Origin of the sequence: Pseudoalteromonas luteoviolacea (assembly GCF_001696455.1) — a bacterium.
GTDB lineage: Bacteria > Pseudomonadota > Gammaproteobacteria > Enterobacterales > Alteromonadaceae > Pseudoalteromonas > Pseudoalteromonas luteoviolacea_C.
In genome coordinates this window covers 343893-361800 of sequence record NZ_MAUJ01000004.1, presented here as the reverse complement: position 1 = coordinate 361800, position 17908 = coordinate 343893, and the positions used below count along the sequence as shown (strand labels likewise).

The window sequence follows — 17908 nt, the reverse complement described above, 5'->3', positions numbered from 1 at the left end:
TCAGGAGACGTATTATGCAGCCCACACTCACACACTCTGTATTACTATTTATATGGGTAAGTCTCCTCGCGTCCTCATTTATTGTGTCAGAACACGTGCTGCCTTATGCATCTCCTGTGGCTGCAACCTGGCTACGCTTTTTGCTAACAAGTGTATGTTTACTCCCTTTAATTCGGTTTGGTACAGTCTTTAACGTTGGTTCCAAACAACTCGTAAAATACGCGGTAATTAGTTTGTTTCTTGTACTTTTTTTTGTGGGATTATTTGAATCTCTAAAAACCACCACCGCACAAAGAACGGCGGTTATTTACACACTTTTGCCCCTGATAAGTGTGTTCATAAGTTACCTTTTACTGCGGGTGACACCAAAGGCCAAGCAGTTATTCGGGTTTTTGTTAGGTATCCTTGGCGCTATTTGGACATTATTGGTCGCGCAAACCGATTTACAACTCACAACAACCTGGCTCAGCGGCGACAGCGTCTTTTTGCTTTCGTGTATTAGTCTGGCAATTCACGTGGTGCTCACTAAGAAATGGGTAAGTACACAACCTCCATTGATAAGTACATTTTTTATCGTGACAATTGGCAGTGTGTTACTTCTTCCTCTTGTCATATTGTATGGCCACCCGGAGCATATCGCTTGGTGCAATGGGACATTTTGGCTAAACATTATATATTTGACCCTTTTCACCACATTAGGCACCTTTTTTTTACAGCAATATTTGCTTAAGTACTTTAGCCCCAACGCTTTTTTAGCCGCCACCTATTTGGTACCTGCTTTAGTTGTGCTGTTTCAAGGAATTGGTCGGTTAGGTGCTTTAACGGCCTGTTTGCCCGCCTTTTCCATCACACTAATAGCGCTTTACTTGATATCCAGTAAGGCCTAGGATTGTACCCATAATTATAAAAGTAGGGTTTGGCTATGAACATTCAACATCAATTAGAAGACTTTATAGCTTTTTTCAGTAGCGAACAGAAACCGTTGTCAGTAGACGACTTTAGTAAGTTCGGTCTACAAGGGAAGTTAAAGCACTACCAAAAAGGCGCCTTACTGATGAGCCAAGGCAGCCCCGCTCCATACTTATTTTTTATTACCCAAGGCTACGCCCGTTATTTCAATGTCTCGGCCGATGGCAAGGAATTTACTCAATCATTTGCTTGCGCACCATGTATTGCTGGTTCAACGCGAGCAATGACGAAAAATACACCCGCACTATTCAGTATTGAAGCGCTTGATGACGTGATTTGTTTAGAGTTTGAATGGCGCAATTTTTTTAACACCATGAAACACCAGGCTGGTTTTCTGGAGGCTTACACTCAATTATTAGAAAACCTTTTTATCAAAAAAGAAGAGCGCGAGCATGCTTTCGTGCACCATAGTGCTGAACAGCGATATCTTAATTTTCTCAACAACAACCCTGAACTCAGCAACAAAGTGCCGCTTAAAATGATCGCCTCTCATATTGGTATTACCCCCATCGCCTTGAGTCGGATCCGCAGGAAGTTAGAAGTCTAAAAAGTATACCTTAGCCCTGAATGAGGTTGAGACGCGAAATCTTTTTAGCGAGCATATCAGGCGAGAAAGGCTTACAGATATACTCATTAATACCAAGTTCAACAATTTGCTTCACTTTATACATGGATGTTTCAGATGTCAGCATAATCACTTTTATACGACTCAAGCGTTCATCTGACTTCATTATTTTAACTAAGTCAAAGCCATTCAGGCCTGGCATGTTCCAGTCCGTGACTAAAATATCGTAATGATACGTGTTGAGTTTCATCAGTGCCTGCCGTCCATCTCGAGCTTCGTCTAGCTCCCTGTACCCCAATGCTCTCAACGTCTGTAATGTTAACTGCCTCATTGTATTGGAATCATCCGCGATCAGAATTTTTATTCGGGCCATACGCACCTGTAGACCTAGGCTGTTTTTAACGAAATATGAGTGTAGTACATATGAACGTTTAGTGTTCAACTATCCCTATTTATAGTTTGATTTTATTAAGCACAAAAATTGGAATAATCGATTCAAAAGTCGCATTGCATTTATATGTCATTAGGTTAATCTGAAAGACCGCTAAACGATTGGAATGAGGACCATGAGTTATATCTTAACCACGCAATGTCGTGACGAAATCGGCTTAATCGCCAAAATCACAAGTTTATGTCATGAGCACAATTTAAATATTGTTCGTAACAATGAGTTTGTAGACACCGAAGGCAAACGCTTTTTTATGCGTACTGAGCTGACAGGTGCACCCAGCCAACTTTTCTTGTCGCAACTACAAGCTAACCTACCCGATGGAGCTATTACCCACTTACATAGCCATACCAAGGTAAAGGTTGTGTTACTGGCGACCAAAGAAGCCCATTGTCTAGGTGGCGTACTGTTAAAACAGTTTGAAAACGCACTCAATATTGAGGTATTGGCCGTTATCGCCAACTATCCTGATTTAGAGCCGCTTGTCAGCGCGTTTAAAATCCCTTTCCATTGTGTTTCACATGAAGGCTTAAGCCGCAGTGAGCATGATCAGCAGGTGGGCGATTTAATTGCTCAATACTCTCCTGAGCTAATTGGACTTGCGAAGTATATGCGTATCCTGAGCCCCGAGTTTGTGGCACGCTTTGAAGACAAAATAATCAATATTCACCATTCATTTTTACCTGCTTTCATTGGTGCTAAACCTTACCATCAGGCATTTGAACGCGGAGTAAAAATCATCGGGGCAACGGCCCATTTTGTAAATAATGAGCTTGATGAAGGACCAATAATCGTCCAAGACGTTACGCAAGTCACGCATGCTAATAATGCTGAGTCTATGGCTAAAATTGGACGAGACATAGAAAAAACCGTTTTTTGCAAGGCATTACAACTTGCGTCCGAGCACAAGCTATTCATAAATGGCAATAAAACGGTCGTCTTCAAGTAGATTCATCAGAAGGTGCAAAAGTAGCGCTTTGCTACTTTGCCGCCTCAATTGGTTCTAATTGTAATTTAGAAGCGATGAGTACTGCTTGTGTTCGGTTATATACACCTAACTTTCTAAATATTGCTGTAATATGGGCTTTTACTGTGGCTTCAGAAATACTTAGTTCATAAGCGATCTGTTTATTAAGCAAGCCTTCGTGAAGATATTGAAGCACTTTATACTGCTGTGGTGTCAATGAGGCGATCTGCTGTGCAAGCTCTCTTTCTTCACCACCCAAATCTTCTATTTTCTCTTTGATATCAAAAGGCAACCAAGTTTCACCTGCTAATACCTGCGTCAGTGCAGCGACAATATCCTGTGAAGAGGAAGCCTTTGGAATGAATCCCATCGCCCCGTACCCCATTACCTTTGAAATAATAGTAAGGTCTTCACTTCCCGATACGACCACGATAGGTAAAGCGGGGTAATCTTCTCGGATGCGAATAAGTCCGTACAAGTCGCCATTGCCTGGCATATGTAGATCTAATAATAATAAATCTAAGTCATCATATTCTGACAGCCGTTCTAACGTCTGCTCAAAGTTCTCCGACTCAATGACTTCTAGTCCGTCAAACTGATTTTGCAATGCCCCCTTTAACGCTTCTCTAAAAAGGGGGTGATCATCCGCAATTAAAAACTGATTCATGCATAGCTCCTAAAAAATCGCTGTCTTTGTTGTAAAGACAGCCGATATAGTACGTTTAGAATTCGCTTAATTTCAAGTTTTTAACGCTCAATTAACGGTTCAAACGATTTTCAATCAACTCATCTACTACACCGGGATCGGCCAATGTAGAGGTATCACCCAACTGTTGGTACTCATTCGCGGCAATTTTACGTAAAATACGGCGCATAATTTTACCAGAACGTGTCTTTGGTAAACCTGGTGACCACTGGATCATATCCGGCGACGCGATTGGGCTTAATTCTTTTCTTACCCAGCTACGTACTTCTTTTGTTAGCTCATCGGTTACCACTACACCTTCATTTGGTGTGACGTAAACATAGATACCTTGACCTTTGATGTCATGGGGATAACCGACAACTGCCGCTTCAGCAACCGCTTCATGCGCAACCAGTGCACTTTCAATTTCGGCTGTGCCCAATCGGTGACCAGATACATTTAATACATCATCTACGCGGCCCGTGATCCAATAGTAATCATCTTCATCACGACGACATCCGTCACCCGTAAAATACACACCAGGATACGCAGAGAAATACGTTTGCTCAAAACGTTCATGATCACCGTATACTGTACGAGCTTGTGAAGGCCAACTGTCTAAAATGACTAAATTACCTTCTGTCGCGCCCTCTAGCGTATTACCTTCGGCATCAAATAACGCAGGGGCAATACCAAAAAATGGACGTGTTGCAGAGCCTGGCTTCATATCAATTGCACCTGGTAGCGGCGTGATCATAATGCCACCCGTTTCCGTCTGCCACCAAGTGTCTACAATTGGACAAGCACTGTTACCAATCTGTTCGTAGTACCATGCCCATGCTTCAGGGTTAATTGGCTCACCTACCGAGCCCATAATACGCAGGCTAGTGCGTTTGGAGCTTGCTGTAGGTTCGTCACCCTTCGCCATTAAGGCACGAATAGCGGTGGGTGCAGTATACAAGATGGTTACTTGGTGCTTATCGACTACTTCACCAATACGCCCTGAGCTTGGATAGGTTGGAACCCCTTCAAAAATAACCTGCGTACAGCCATTAACCAATGGGCCATATGCCATATAACTGTGGCCTGTGATCCAACCCACATCTGCTGTACACCAAAATACGTCGTCATCTTTTAAGTCAAATACATACTCATGCGTCATAGATGCATAGACTAAATAGCCACCCGTCGTGTGTACAACGCCTTTAGGCTGGCCCGTTGAGCCTGAAGTATAAAGAATAAAGAGCGGGTCTTCTGCATTCATTGGCTCTGGCGCACATTCAGCCGGTACATCTGCAGTTAATTCATGCCACCAGACATCATGACTATGCCATTCAACTTCACCACCGGTCAGCTGGTGCACGATTACATGCTCGATAGTCGTAACCGAATCTTGTGCTACAGCTTCATCGACATTAGCTTTTAGTGGAACCGTGTTGCCGCCGCGACGACCTTCGTCAGAAGTGATCACGACCTTTGCGCCTGAGTCTTTAATTCTATCTGCGATAGCTGATGGAGAAAAACCACCAAAGACTACTGAATGGATCGCACCAATACGCGCACATGCTTGCATTGCGTAAATAGCTTGCGGTGTCATCGGCATATAAATTGCCACTCGGTCACCTTTTTCAACACCTAGCTTTTTTAAGCCATTTGCAAGCTTAGCCACTTCATCATGTAAGGCCTGAAAAGTAATGTTTTCGCTTTGGCTAGGATCATCACCTTCCCAAATCATAGCCACTTTATCGGCATTTTTTTCAAGGTGACGATCAATACAGTTATAGGAAGCATTAAGGACACCGTCTTCAAACCACTTGATGCTGATATGGCCCTTATCAAAAGACGTGTTTTTTACCTTGTTATACGGTGTGAACCAGTCGAGGCGTTTACCGTGTTCAGCCCAAAACCCCTCTGGGTCATCAATAGACTGCTTGTATAATGATTGATATTGCTCGTTATCTACCAGTGCAGCCTTTTTGATCGCTTCAGGTACCGGATAAATGCTCTGTGACATACTTATCTCCATATTAATTACTTGCCTTACGGCTTCACTCAAGGATCACTTACAACTACGCGATTAAGTATTAGACCTTAGTTGTAATTGTTGCTCTAACTTTACTCAAATTGCTAAGTGTTAACTATAAATTAACTAGAACCAGCATACTGATTCTTGAGAAGTAAAGCTAGAAAGGGGTTAAAAGCGGTCAATATTGAAGTGTAATTAATTATTGCCAAAGGCTTTTTCGAATCCAAAAACCGCCATTCAACCTTAGTCTTATAGACCAAAAGGTAATTGAGCAAATAACAACCATCATCAAAAGTGAATGATGAAATAAATTCTCTGCGATGCAACTGAGATGGCAGTTATACAGGAACAACATTATGACAACTAAAATTAATATGAAAAAAAATCTCGCAGCTATGGCTGTGTCTTCTGTACTTTGTGGTCAGGCGCTCGCTGCCAATATCGGTAATACCGAAGTCAATTACGGTGGATATATTAAACTAGATGCAATTTGGAGTGACTTTTCCGATGGCACACTCGGGTCACAACATATCGGTCGTGATTTTTATGTCCCTGGCACAACTCCTGTCACACCTAGTACGGGAGAAGATGCCGTCTTTGATATGCATGCTCGACAATCTCGATTCAACTTTGGCACAGCTTCTAAGCTCGATGATGGCAGCACGATTAAAACAAAAATTGAGTTAGACTTTATCGCCTCGATCGGTGGCAACGAACGCGTGAGTAATTCATATTCGCCGCGTATCAGGCAAGCGTTTGTAACGTACAAAGGGTGGTTATTTGGCCAAGCATGGTCAAATTTCCAGAATGTTGGCGCGCTACCTGAAACACTCGACTTTGTTGGCCCAGCAGAAGGCACCGTATTCGTAAGGCAGGCTATGGCCAAATACACTGTTGGCAATTGGTCCTTCTCAGCAGAAAACCCTGAAAGTACGGTGACAACAGCTGGTGGCGCACGAACTGTTACCGATGACGCATCGATGCCAGATTTTACCGCGCGATATAATTACAAAGCCGATTGGGGACACTTAACCGTCGCCGCACTTGGCCGTCAACTGACTTATAAAATTGGTGCTGCGGATGAATCAGAAACTTCTTTTGGTATAAGCGCTTCTGGACGCGTCAATTTTGGCAAGAATAACGTCAAATTTATGGTCACCCATGGTCAGGGGCTAGGTCGGTACGTTGGGCTCAACGTCGCAAATGGTGGCGTGTATGATGGTAATGAACTGCATGCGATTGACTCCACATCAGGCTTTGTCGCATACCAACATTTTTGGAATGACCAATGGCGTTCAACTTTCTTATATTCATTCTTTAGTGCAGATAATGACAACACATTGTCAACCGTAACAGGTGACCCAACCGAGTCAACTATGAGCTATAGCGCTAATATTTTATATTCACCGGTCAAAAAGCTGACCTTTGGTGCTGAGTACAAAATGGCCAACAGAGAAACCGAAAGTGGTGCCGATGGAGATTTAAACAGACTTCAGCTATCTGTAAAGTACGCATTCTAAACAGAGACAAAAAAACCACCTTATGGTGGTTTTTTTTATTCTGCTTTTTGCTCTCGGCCTAACAGGGCCATCGCAGCTTCTTTAACATCTTTATTTTCATAAAGCACCTGGTATATCTGATCCGTGATAGGCATTTCTATCCCGCTGCGCTTTGCTAGCAAATAAACTTCTTTGGTATTGCGATAACCTTCAACAACCTGCCCTATACTATCCATTGCATCTTCGACAGTTTGGCCCTTGCCAAGTGCTAAGCCAAATCGCCTATTTCTTGATTGGTTGTCCGTGCAGGTTAAAATTAAGTCGCCAAGCCCAGCCATCCCCATAAAAGTTTCAGTTCGAGCACCCAGTGCACAACCTAAACGACATAACTCAGCCAAACCACGCGTAATTAACATGGTACGGGTATTCGCGCCAAAGCCAAAGCCATCTGACATGCCTGCACCAATTGCAATTACATTCTTAACTGCGCCGCCAAGTTGAATACCAATGAAATCATCATTGCTATACACCCTAAATGAGCGACTACAATGAAGTAAGCTTGCAAGCTCAGAGCGAAGTGCTTCATCTCTCGCAGAGACCGAAATCGCAGTCGGCAATCCTGCAGCCATTTCTTTAGCAAAAGTTGGTCCAGATAACACCGCAAGAGGCACAGATTCGCCAAGTATTTCTTTGGCCACCTCTTCCAGTAATCGGCCTGTATCTGGCTCTAATCCTTTGGTCGCCCAGGCTACTCGAGCACCACTTTGCAAATACGGCTGAATTAGTTTGAGTGTTTGGGCGAAAGCATGGCTTGGTACCACAACCAATATAGTTTGGCTTGCGCTTACCGCAGACTCTAAATTTGCTTCAAGCGTCAAAGATGCCGGAAAAGTAATATCTGGTAGATAGCGTTTGTTTTGACGCTCAGATGCCAATGTCTCAACATCGGCTTGATTACGCCCCCATAAGGTAACTCGGTGACCGTTGCGAGCAAAACAAATAGCAAGGGCGGTGCCATACGACCCCGCCCCTAATACGGTCACAGCAGACTGTGATGTATTCATAAATTATGCGTCAGCTGTTTGCTCTTGCGCTGCACGCTGTTGCATGTACTGTGCAAATAGCGCGTCAAAGTTTACAGGAGCTAGGTTTAATTGCGGGAAAGTACCACGGTTAACTAAGTTTGCAACCGCTTCACGCGCATATGGGAATAGGAGGTTCGGGCAGAACGCACCCAACATATGTGCAAGTTGGATCTCTTCTAGCTCGCCTACAGAGAAAATACCAGCTTGTTGAATTTCACATAGGAAAGCCGTTTCTTCACCGATAGTAGCCGTAACGGTCAATGCCAAAACAACTTCAAATACGCCTTCGTCTAGCTTCGCAGAGCGAGTGTCCATGTCTAGCTTAACTTCAGGTGTCCACTCTTTTTGGAAGATCGCTGGAGAGTTTGGCGTCTCAAACGATACGTCCTTTACGTAGATACGTTGGATGTTAAATTGTGGGCCTTCTTGTTGTTCTGCTGCCGCGTTTTGATTTTGTTCAGTCATTATTATTCCTATAAATTTTGTTTAATCAGCATCTATGACGTAAAAAATAAGCATAATTTAGACGCTGGTAATGCTTTCTTTTACTCAATTAATTCAGTAAAGATGCCAGTTTGCCTTGAGCTTCCAATGCCATCATATCATCACAGCCACCAATGTGCTGCCCATTGATAAAAATTTGTGGCACTGTGTGGCTGCCATTTGCTTTTTCGATCATTTCTTCACGTAGCTCTGGCTTCACACCAATATCGTACTCAGTGTATGTTACGCCTTTGCTATCTAGTAAAGCTTTAGCGCGATGACAAAAGGGGCAATAATCTTTTGTATAAATCGTTACATCATTGCTCATAAACCACTCCGATTATTTTCCACTAGTCGTAGGTAAACCTGCACTTTGCCATGAACTCATGCCACCAGATAGCACATAAACTTGCTCGTAACCCTGCTGATGCATTCTTTCTGCAATGTTATTGGCAGTCATACCTGTATTACACACAAGTATAATGGGCTTAGTTTTGTACTTTTCAAGGCCACCAAAGTCATTTTGTTTGGCTTTGTCTACATTCATTATCTCAGCGCCCGCAATGCGGCCCGCAGCGAAGTCTTTTTTACCTCGCATATCCAACACCTGAGCATCGTCTTTATTTATCAATAGGGTTAGCTGCTGAGGATTGATTGGTCGAATTGCAGAAAAGCGGCTTTTGTACCAGCTGTGTACCAGCATAATCGCCAAGACAACCCAGATGATACTCAATACTGGGTGATTAGAAAAAAAAGTAATATATTGTTCCATGGACCTTGCCACTTATTGGGAGATAAAACTTACAGTGCAGCGAGTATACTTTTTTAATACACTTGGTACAAACCCATCTTGTTCTTCCAGCCTCAGTAATGGATTTTGCGCGCAGTCTTAGTTTAAGTAGGCAGTCCTTTTTGACGCTGCGCCAAAGCATATCGCAAGGTTGTTACCAAAGCATGAATCAAAGTTGAACATAAATCACCAGCACAGGGCTGAATAATTACGCAAAACAAGGTATTCTATGCCCATCTATCGTGCATTATTCAGGAGCCCAAATGACTGCGAAGAAAAAACCACTTGTACTTATGATTTTAGATGGCTGGGGATATAGAGAAGAAACACAGAGTAATGCGGTCCTCGCTGCTAATACACCTGTACTTGATGAGCTGTGGCAAACCAAACCTAAAACGTTGATTTCAGGTTCAGGTCTGGATGTGGGTTTGCCTGATGGTCAAATGGGTAATTCTGAAGTTGGGCACGTAAACTTAGGCGCAGGCCGCATTGTATATCAAGATTTCACGCGTATTACCAAAGCTATCGACGATGGCGAATTTGCGCATAACCCGACCCTAGTTAAAAGTATTGATGATGCGGTTGCTCAAGGCAAAGCGGTGCATTTGATGGGGCTGTTGAGCCCTGGTGGCGTTCATAGCCATGAAGATCATATTATTGCTTCAATTGAACTTGCAGCAGAGCGTGGCGCAAAAGACATCTTTTTCCATGCATTTTTAGATGGCCGTGATACGCCACCAAGAAGTGCACAAGCTTCCATTGAAAGAGTACAAGCGACATTTGCTAAATTGGGGAGCGGTAGATTAGCAACCATTATTGGTCGTTATTATGCAATGGACCGTGACAATCGTTGGGATCGTGTTGAGCTTGCCTATGATCTCATGGTGTGTGGTGATGCTGAATTCACATACACAGACGGGGTTGAAGCCCTTCAAGCTGCGTATGAACGAGACGAAAACGACGAGTTTGTCAAAGCCTCAACGATTGTGCCAGCGGGCCAACAAGCCGTCACCATTAACGATGGCGATGCCGTACTCTTTTTAAACTTTAGGGCTGACAGAGCGAGACAAATGACGCGCGCTTTTGTCGACGCTGACTTTGACGGATTTAACAAAAAGAAAGCGCCGGCACTGAGTAGTTTCGTGATGATGACGGAATATGCAGCAGACATTAATGCACCGATTGCATTTGCACCTGAAAAGCTTAATAACGTGTTAGGCGAGTGGCTTGCAAAGCATGACAAAACGCAACTTCGTATCTCAGAAACCGAAAAATACGCACACGTTACATTCTTCTTTAGTGGTGGCCGTGAAGACTTATTTGAAGGCGAAAAGCGCGAACTCATCCCTTCTCCTCAAGTTGCAACCTATGACCTACAACCAGAGATGAACTCTGAAATGCTCACCGATAAACTTGTTGAGGCCATCCATGGTGGCGAGTTTGATGTCATCATCTGTAATTACCCAAATGGCGATATGGTGGGACACTCAGGCGTATTTGGCGCAGCGGTTAAAGCCTGTGAAGCGGTTGACCAATGTATTGGCCGCGTTGTTAAAGCCCTTGAAGAGTGTGGCGGTGAGGCATTAATTACAGCCGACCACGGCAACGCAGAGCAGATGCAAGACCCGAGCACAGGTCAAGCACATACCGCACATACCAGTGAGCCTGTTCCTTTTATATATGTCGGTCGTCATGCTGAACCTCAAGCGAGCAAAACACTCAGTGATGTTGCACCCACAATGTTACATTTGCTGGGTTTAGAGCAGCCTGCTGAAATGACCGGTTCACCTATTATGCGCCTAAAGTAATATGCTTCGTGAACTCGTCATTAGCCTGACTTTTACTTGCTTTTTGGCAACGCTACCAAGCGTTGCCAATGAGTCCCAAACCAAAGCAGACCTTGCAGCGGTTCAGGCCGAGCTGAAAAAAAGTCAGGCAGCCTACGACAAACAAAGTAAGTCGTTCACGTCTTTAAAAAAGAGACTCAAATCGTTTGAGCTAGAAATCGCACGTAGCGCTAAAGCGCTTACGCTCACCAAACAAGGGATCAGTGAAAACAAGCAACAGCAATACGCCTTAACAACGGAAAGCCAACAGCTGAATCGCCGCAAAAAGAATCTCCAAAGACTGCTTGCAGCACAGCTCAAAAGCGCTTACGTAACGGGCAGCCATGACTATTCTAAGATGCTGCTAAGTCAGCAAAAAACGTCGGCTTTAGAGCGCACGATTAGTTACTATGATTATTTCAATAAAGCACGAATTAATCAGCTTGAAGATTTAAAAAAAATCTTTCTTGAATTAGAAAAAAATCAACAAGAACTAGAAAAGGTACAACAGCGACTGGTTGATTTGCTTGAGCAACAGCAAGTTAGGCAAAATGAACTGCAACTGGCACAAAAACAACGTCAAACACATTTACAAAACCTCAACGAACAGTTGCAACAAACACAATCAGCGATTGCCTATTTAGAAGAAAATGAAACGACTTTAAAAACAACGTTAGAAGCGCTAGCTGAGGTTCAAGCTCCCAGTGAAGAAGTGTTTATTGCGCAACTGGATGGGCTACGAAGGCTTAAGGGCAAACTGGCTTGGCCATTAAAGGGACGCTTAACCAAACGGTTTGGTCAACGAAAGCATGCTGGAATGAGCTGGAAAGGCGTTATGATTTCCGGAGATAATGGCGACGAAATTACCAGCGTTGCGCCAGGTCATGTCGTGTATGCAGATTGGCTAAATGGGTTTGGCTGGGTCATTGTACTAGATCATGGCGAGGGTTTTATGAGTCTGTACGGCCACGCTCAAACGCTACTCAGAGATGTTGGCGACCATGTAAATCCGGGGGATGCAATCGCTTTAGTCGGCCAAAGCGGCGGACAACAAAATCCTGGACTATACTTCGAGATACGGCATAAAGGAAGCGCTGTGAATCCGGTTAAATGGTGCAGATCAAGTTAAATGAATAACCTATGCTGCCCTTCACTAGGAGCAGCATATGAAATATTTCGCCTCTATTTCCCCTCCCTCTAGCTATTGCAGTTTAGCAATAAGCTCACTGATATTGTTATTCGCTCTGTTTTTTAGCAACCTTCAAGCTAAACAAATCAGCCATGCCCATATGGAAGAAATCCTCTACCACATTCAAACTTACTATGTCGAAGAGGTGCAGTTAAACCATATCAAGCGTGATAATTTTTATGAGTTGTTTGAACAACTCGATCCTTACTCTAAGTATTTGAATGAACATGAACTTGAAACGTTGTTCAGTGCCACCAATGGGCGTTACACAGGCCTTGGTATAGAAGTTGAAGAAATAGAGAATCGCATCGTTATTGTCGACACGCTACCGGGCTCCCCTGCTGAGCAAGCAGGTATAGAGGGCGGAGACAAACTCGTTGCAGTCAATACACATGACGTCACTGATAAAACGATTTCTGAAGTCTCCAAACTACTCAGAGAGGCTAAGTTATCCATTATTCATATCACCGTTGAACGGGCTGAAATGATGGTTACGCTGGCATTGAGGCGGCAGGAAATCACGCTAGAAAGTGTCTCTAGTAAGCTACTAAATGGACATATTGGCTACCTCGCCATATCTGCGTTCAATAACCATAGTTATCACGATGTTGCGAGACACATTAATATGCTCTTTGCCCATAGTGGTATTTCATTGAAAGGTCTGGTCATTGATTTACGCGACAACCCCGGCGGCACACTCAATAGCGCGGTTGCGATTTCTGACTTGTTTTTACAAAGCGGCGTCATAGTGTCCACCAAAGGACGTTTCTTCGATGCCAATCAGAAGTTTTATGCTGTACAAGGTGACATTTTAAATGGCGCCCCCATTTTAGTGCTGATCAATAAACAGTCTGCGTCGGCGGCCGAAATCTTAGCTGGTGCACTTCAAGATAACAAACGGGCTTTGATCTTGGGTCAAGAGTCATTTGGAAAAGGTTCTGTCCAGTCATTAATTCCGATTGGTAACGGGACGAGCGCATTGAAGCTCACGACCGCACGTTATTACACCCCATCAGGACAGTCGATTGAAGGGACGGGTATACAGCCCGATGTGGAATACAGTAATAACACCCTATCGGGGCTGAATAAAACAGCTATAATGACAAACGATGAGGCTAATAATGACCTTTATGTGCGACTTTCTAAACACTGGAAAGCCGCTAAAAAGTTGGTGGCAAAACCATCGCCTGTCATTAACTAATGCACATTCAGACGCTTTTATCTGCATAAAAAACATGCTAGGTTAGATGATAAAAGCGTCAACTTTGATGCTGATAACTCGCTATAAATAAAATATAAAATATAAAATATAAAATAATTAAATAAATGTGATTCACCTTGTGCGCAATACAATTATATCAATAGCATTGTTGTGTCTGATGCCATTTGCCTGTTATGCAAAACAAATTGCGATTGTCATTGATGATATTGGCAACCACCAGCGCGATCTCGCGTTTTTGTCACTACCGGGAAATCTCACCTACGCCGTTTTACCACACACTCCGTTTTCGCAACACTTTGCTTATCACGCAGCCAAGCAAAATAAAGAAATTATTTTACATATCCCTATGCAAGCCCAGAATGACAAAGCTTTAGGGCCTGGCGGGTTAACACTTGATATGCCCAAATGGCAACTGCAACGAACTTTGGGGCACGCTCTGGCCAGTTTGCCTCATGTCAAAGGCGTGAACAACCACATGGGATCCGCACTCACCCAGTACGATGAACCAATGAAATGGACAATGGAAGTACTGAAAAAGCGCTCGCTGTACTTTTTAGACAGTCGAACAACACCGTATAGTCAGGCACAAAAGGTCGCCAACTTGTATGGTGTAGATAATATCGCAAGACATGTCTTTTTAGATAACGAACTGAGCATTGATAACTTGCAATCTCAACTGCAAGAACTTAAAACGATCGCACAAACGCAAGGTTATGCGATTGGTATTGCCCACCCTTACCCCGAGACACAGCAATTTTTGCTACAAGCCTTGCAAGATTTAACTGCTGAAGGGTTTGAACTAGTCCCCCTCTCTACACTTGTAGAAAACAAACACATACAGCTCATTGCATTGCAATCAGCCAAAAGTGAAAAACAATAATTTCCACCTGATTCTATTTACTTTATTGATCTAGACACAGGCAAACTCCCGTACTTTCAGTTATACCTAAAGGAGATTAAATTAACGGGAATACACCATGCTGCACACAGTTGAGCAACTGATGACCGCAGATCCACTTGCGGTAAAAGGGTCACACACGCTACACGATGCACACAATTTGATGCGTGAAAAAAATATACGCCATATCCCTGTGATTGATGATGATGGCAAATTAATTGGTATGCTGACTCAAAAAATCATGATTGCCAAAGTCATGAACATACTCGCTACGTATGGAACATTAGCGTTAGAAAGAAAAGAAAAACAAGAGAAAGTCATTGATGTAATGACACAAGATTTTGCCAGCGTTACGCCCGACCAAAGCTTACATGAAGTCGTTAAATTTTTTGTCGAGAATCGCCACGGCTGTATGCCTGTCGTGGATAGCAACGGTAAACTGTTGGGTATACTCACGTCTTCTGATTTTGTTCGTTTGGCAGCCGCATTACTGTCTTAGCGACTATGGTAAAAAAGCCTCAAATGAGAGGCTTCTACACTTTGTATCTTTGGTTATGCTTTCGCCATTAATGTACGCGCAACCGTTCGCATACCTAGCGTGGTAGCACCCGATGCCCACTGAGCACCAGCGCTATTTTGGAATGATGCGGCAAGGTCAATGTGAACCCAGCCTTGGCCATCATTCGGCACAAAGCGTGATAAGAATCCTGCTGCATTAGAAGCACCACCGAATCCACCACCTTTTTGAGCACGGCTATTCGCGGTGTCCGCATACGGAGAAGGGCAATTATTTTGGTGCCATTTTTCTAGAGGAAGTGGCCACGCAGCTTCAAACTCTTCACTCGCAAAATGCTGTACTTCACTTACAAGCTCTTTGTCTAAACCAAACAGTGCATTGTATTCTTGACCAACAGCAACCAATGCCGCACCCGTCAGCGTAGCTGCATCAATAATAAGCGGCGCACCAGTCTCTCCCGCAGCCATTAGGCCATCAGCCAGTACTAGGCGACCTTCTGCATCTGTATTCACGATTTCAACAGTCGTGCCGTTTTTATACGTTAGAATGTCGCCTAACTTGTATGCATGACCAGAAATCAAATTTTCGGCACAACATAAGAATAACTTGATACGCTTATCAATACCGCGTTGAATCGCCAAAGACAGGCCAGCAGTTACCGTAGCTGCACCACCCATATCACACTTCATTGACAACATGCCTTCGCTTGGCTTGATTGAGTACCCGCCTGAATCAAAAGTAATACCTTTGCCTACTAGCGCGGCACTCACCGGCGCGTCTTCATCGCCAGTTGGGTTGAAGTCTAGCTCTAATAACACAGGTGGCCTTTCACTACCCCTGCCCACCTCATGAATACCAATCCACTGATGTTCTAGCAGCGCATCACCTTTAATAATTTGGTAGCTAACATGCTCAGGCGCTAAAGATTGGATAAATTCAGCTGCTTTTCCTGCTAAACTTTCAGGATAGATGTCTTCTGCTGTGCCGTTGATCATCTGACGAGTCCAAGTTGCAGCACGCTGCAAAGCGACTAGCTCTTTAAGATCTGATTGTGCGTTATCAACGAAAGTAACAGGGTCAAGCTGCTTTGGACTAACGAAGCCTTGATAAAATGCCCACTGGGACTCTGTACACCATGCTTCGCCACTTAGCTCTACCGCAGGGATACCTTGCTGTGCTAGGCTACGAGCCGCTTTTTGAATATGCTTTAAGGTTTCTTGTTCGGCTAAATGAATTGTTGCACCTTGCTCATCAAATGAAAGCGATGCATTGCTGCCCCAATGTGCAGCAGGAGCTTGTTCACTTAGGCGAACAATAAATTTTTCAGACATATAGGTTTTCACTCTTACGCTTGTAGATTATGGTCAGTGTACACCACCATCACAGCAGCCCCAAAACGAATGCGATTAAACTATGAAATTTTCATCTGAGCTGAAAAGCGCAACCTTGTTAAAACGTTATAAACGATTTTTAGTTGATTTACGTAAAGATAATGGAGACGAGTTTACCGTGCACTGTGCGAATACGGGAAAAATGACAGGGTGCGCAGACTCTGGGTTTAAGGCCTATTACTCTACCAGCTCCAATGCAAAGCGAAAATACCCGCACTCTTTGGAAGTGACTGAGAATGCGCAAGGCCAACTAATTTGCGTCAATACTGGCATGGCAAACAAGGTTGCCATAGAAGCCATTGAACAAAACTTGATACCCGAGTTATCGGCATATCAAAACGTTGCAAGTGAAGTTAAATACGGCCATGAAAATAGTCGAATTGATATTTTGTTGAGCTCTGAAGGTCAAGCTGATTGTTACGTAGAAGTAAAATCAGTGACTTTATTAGAAACACAAGGCCAAGGCTTTTTCCCCGATGCAGAAACACTTAGGGGACAAAAGCATTTGAGAGAACTTATGCACATTGCAAAAAGCGGTCAACGTGCAGTGTTGCTTTTTATTGTCATGCATAACGGCATTGAGAATGTAAAAGCCGCAAAGCATATAGATAAAAAATATGCCCAATTATTTACGGAAGCACGACAGCAAGGGGTTGAAATATATGCATATAAAGCGCAAGTTACACCTCAAGAGGTAAAAGTAATTAAACAACTATCTGTTTTAGACACTTGAAAAAAATAAGTTCACCCTTATATCACTGCCGTTAAAAACTTCATGCCAACGGCTTGTCTTAGAACAGTTAATGAGTAAAAAGTGTTTGCTAAGGGGTGAAGATTTTGCTATTTATAGCCGCCGGCGTTAGCTGGGGTTGTTTATTAAGGATTTAGGAGAATGCTATGCCAGACCAGAAAAAACTAGGGTTATTGGCTCAGGCCGGTTTAGAACCTTACCAAGAAAAGCCGGGCGAAGAATACATGAGCGAGGCACAGCTAGCTCATTTCAAAAAAATATTAGAAGCGTGGCGTAATGATCTTCGTAACGAAGTTGATCGCACCATGAACCACATGCAAGATGAAGCGGCAAATTTCCCTGATCCTGTAGACCGTGCAGCACAAGAAGAAGAATTCTCTCTTGAACTTCGTACTCGTGACCGCGAACGTAAGCTAATCAAGAAAATAGAAAAAACACTGCAGCTGATTGAAGAGGACGATTTCGGGTTCTGTAATTCTTGCGGTATCGAGATTGGTATTCGCCGCTTAGAAGCGCGACCGACGGCTGACCTGTGTGTTGACTGTAAAACACTTGCAGAGATCAAAGAAAAGCAGCAAGGTCGAGGTTAATCTGACG

19 protein-coding genes are annotated in these 17908 nt (G+C 43.5%); 11 read left to right on the top strand and 8 right to left on the bottom strand.

All coding sequences use genetic code 11. The features are described from left to right. Positions 1-14: 14 nt before the first annotated feature. Positions 15-887 (top strand): DMT family transporter, encoded by an 873-nt coding sequence (locus A7985_RS14550; protein WP_065791183.1) that lies wholly within the window; start codon positions 15-17, stop codon positions 885-887. 35 nt (positions 888-922) lie between these two features. Then, positions 923-1516, top strand: a complete 594-nt coding sequence (locus A7985_RS14545) for a Crp/Fnr family transcriptional regulator (RefSeq protein WP_065791182.1) — start codon at positions 923-925, stop codon at positions 1514-1516. Positions 1517-1526: 10 nt separating this feature from the next. Here the strand turns inward: A7985_RS14545 and A7985_RS14540 are convergent, their stop codons facing one another. Next, positions 1527-1907: a response regulator gene (locus A7985_RS14540; protein WP_065791181.1), complete on the bottom strand. Its 381-nt coding sequence runs from the start codon at positions 1905-1907 to the stop codon at positions 1527-1529. 193 nt (positions 1908-2100) lie between these two features. On the opposite strand from A7985_RS14540, the gene purU reads away from it, so the two are divergent. After that, positions 2101-2931 carry a formyltetrahydrofolate deformylase gene (gene purU, locus A7985_RS14535; protein WP_065791180.1) on the top strand — a complete coding sequence of 277 codons (831 nt, stop codon included), beginning with the start codon at positions 2101-2103 and terminating at the stop codon, positions 2929-2931. A 31-nt stretch (positions 2932-2962) separates the two neighbouring features. Here purU and A7985_RS14530 read toward each other — a convergent pair whose 3' ends face one another. Both A7985_RS14530 and acs read right to left on the bottom strand, forming a co-directional pair. Next, positions 2963-3616: a LuxR C-terminal-related transcriptional regulator gene (locus A7985_RS14530; protein WP_065791179.1), complete on the bottom strand. Its 654-nt coding sequence runs from the start codon at positions 3614-3616 to the stop codon at positions 2963-2965. Between the two features lie 91 nt (positions 3617-3707). Further along, positions 3708-5648, bottom strand: a complete 1941-nt coding sequence (gene acs, locus A7985_RS14525; protein ID WP_065791178.1) for an acetate--CoA ligase — start codon at positions 5646-5648, stop codon at positions 3708-3710. 368 nt (positions 5649-6016) lie between these two features. On the opposite strand from acs, the gene A7985_RS14520 reads away from it, so the two are divergent. Beyond that, positions 6017-7180, top strand: coding sequence for a DcaP family trimeric outer membrane transporter (locus tag A7985_RS14520; protein ID WP_065791177.1), 1164 nt, complete (start codon positions 6017-6019; stop codon positions 7178-7180). A gap of 35 nt (positions 7181-7215) precedes the next feature. Here the strand turns inward: A7985_RS14520 and gpsA are convergent, their stop codons facing one another. The 4 genes from gpsA to A7985_RS14500 all read right to left on the bottom strand — a co-directional run bounded on the left by gpsA (position 7216) and on the right by A7985_RS14500 (position 9499). Further along, positions 7216-8223, bottom strand: coding sequence for an NAD(P)H-dependent glycerol-3-phosphate dehydrogenase (gene gpsA / locus A7985_RS14515; RefSeq protein ID WP_065791176.1), 1008 nt, complete (start codon positions 8221-8223; stop codon positions 7216-7218). Positions 8224-8226: 3 nt separating this feature from the next. After that, positions 8227-8709, bottom strand: a complete 483-nt coding sequence (secB, locus tag A7985_RS14510) for a protein-export chaperone SecB (RefSeq protein WP_065791175.1) — start codon at positions 8707-8709, stop codon at positions 8227-8229. A gap of 88 nt (positions 8710-8797) precedes the next feature. Then, positions 8798-9055: a glutaredoxin 3 gene (gene grxC / locus A7985_RS14505; RefSeq protein WP_063379257.1), complete on the bottom strand. Its 258-nt coding sequence runs from the start codon at positions 9053-9055 to the stop codon at positions 8798-8800. Positions 9056-9067: 12 nt separating this feature from the next. Next, positions 9068-9499 (bottom strand): rhodanese-like domain-containing protein, encoded by a 432-nt coding sequence (locus tag A7985_RS14500; protein WP_065791174.1) that lies wholly within the window; start codon positions 9497-9499, stop codon positions 9068-9070. Between the two features lie 281 nt (positions 9500-9780). Here A7985_RS14500 and gpmM point away from each other — a divergent pair, with 281 nt between their 5' ends. The 5 genes from gpmM (at position 9781) to A7985_RS14475 (ending at position 15151) form a co-directional block, all read left to right on the top strand. Beyond that, positions 9781-11325, top strand: coding sequence for a 2,3-bisphosphoglycerate-independent phosphoglycerate mutase (gene gpmM, locus A7985_RS14495; protein ID WP_065791173.1), 1545 nt, complete (start codon positions 9781-9783; stop codon positions 11323-11325). A gap of 1 nt (position 11326) precedes the next feature. After that, positions 11327-12472, top strand: coding sequence for a murein hydrolase activator EnvC family protein (locus A7985_RS14490; protein ID WP_065791172.1), 1146 nt, complete (start codon positions 11327-11329; stop codon positions 12470-12472). 37 nt (positions 12473-12509) lie between these two features. Beyond that, entirely contained in the window at positions 12510-13733 is a 1224-nt protein-coding gene (locus A7985_RS14485; protein ID WP_141685368.1) for a S41 family peptidase, read from the top strand. A 178-nt stretch (positions 13734-13911) separates the two neighbouring features. Next, positions 13912-14634, top strand: coding sequence for a divergent polysaccharide deacetylase family protein (locus A7985_RS14480; protein WP_065791171.1), 723 nt, complete (start codon positions 13912-13914; stop codon positions 14632-14634). Between the two features lie 97 nt (positions 14635-14731). Further along, entirely contained in the window at positions 14732-15151 is a 420-nt protein-coding gene (locus tag A7985_RS14475; protein WP_065791170.1) for a CBS domain-containing protein, read from the top strand. A gap of 53 nt (positions 15152-15204) precedes the next feature. Here A7985_RS14475 and pepB read toward each other — a convergent pair whose 3' ends face one another. Further along, positions 15205-16500 (bottom strand): aminopeptidase PepB, encoded by a 1296-nt coding sequence (gene pepB / locus A7985_RS14470; protein WP_065791169.1) that lies wholly within the window; start codon positions 16498-16500, stop codon positions 15205-15207. Positions 16501-16582: 82 nt separating this feature from the next. On the opposite strand from pepB, the gene sfsA reads away from it, so the two are divergent. Both sfsA and dksA read left to right on the top strand, forming a co-directional pair. Then, positions 16583-17293 carry a DNA/RNA nuclease SfsA gene (gene sfsA / locus A7985_RS14465; protein ID WP_065791168.1) on the top strand — a complete coding sequence of 237 codons (711 nt, stop codon included), beginning with the start codon at positions 16583-16585 and terminating at the stop codon, positions 17291-17293. A 164-nt stretch (positions 17294-17457) separates the two neighbouring features. Beyond that, on the top strand, positions 17458-17901 hold the full coding sequence (dksA, locus tag A7985_RS14460; RefSeq protein WP_063356637.1) for an RNA polymerase-binding protein DksA: 444 nt from the start codon (positions 17458-17460) through the stop codon (positions 17899-17901). Positions 17902-17908: the final 7 nt, after the last annotated feature.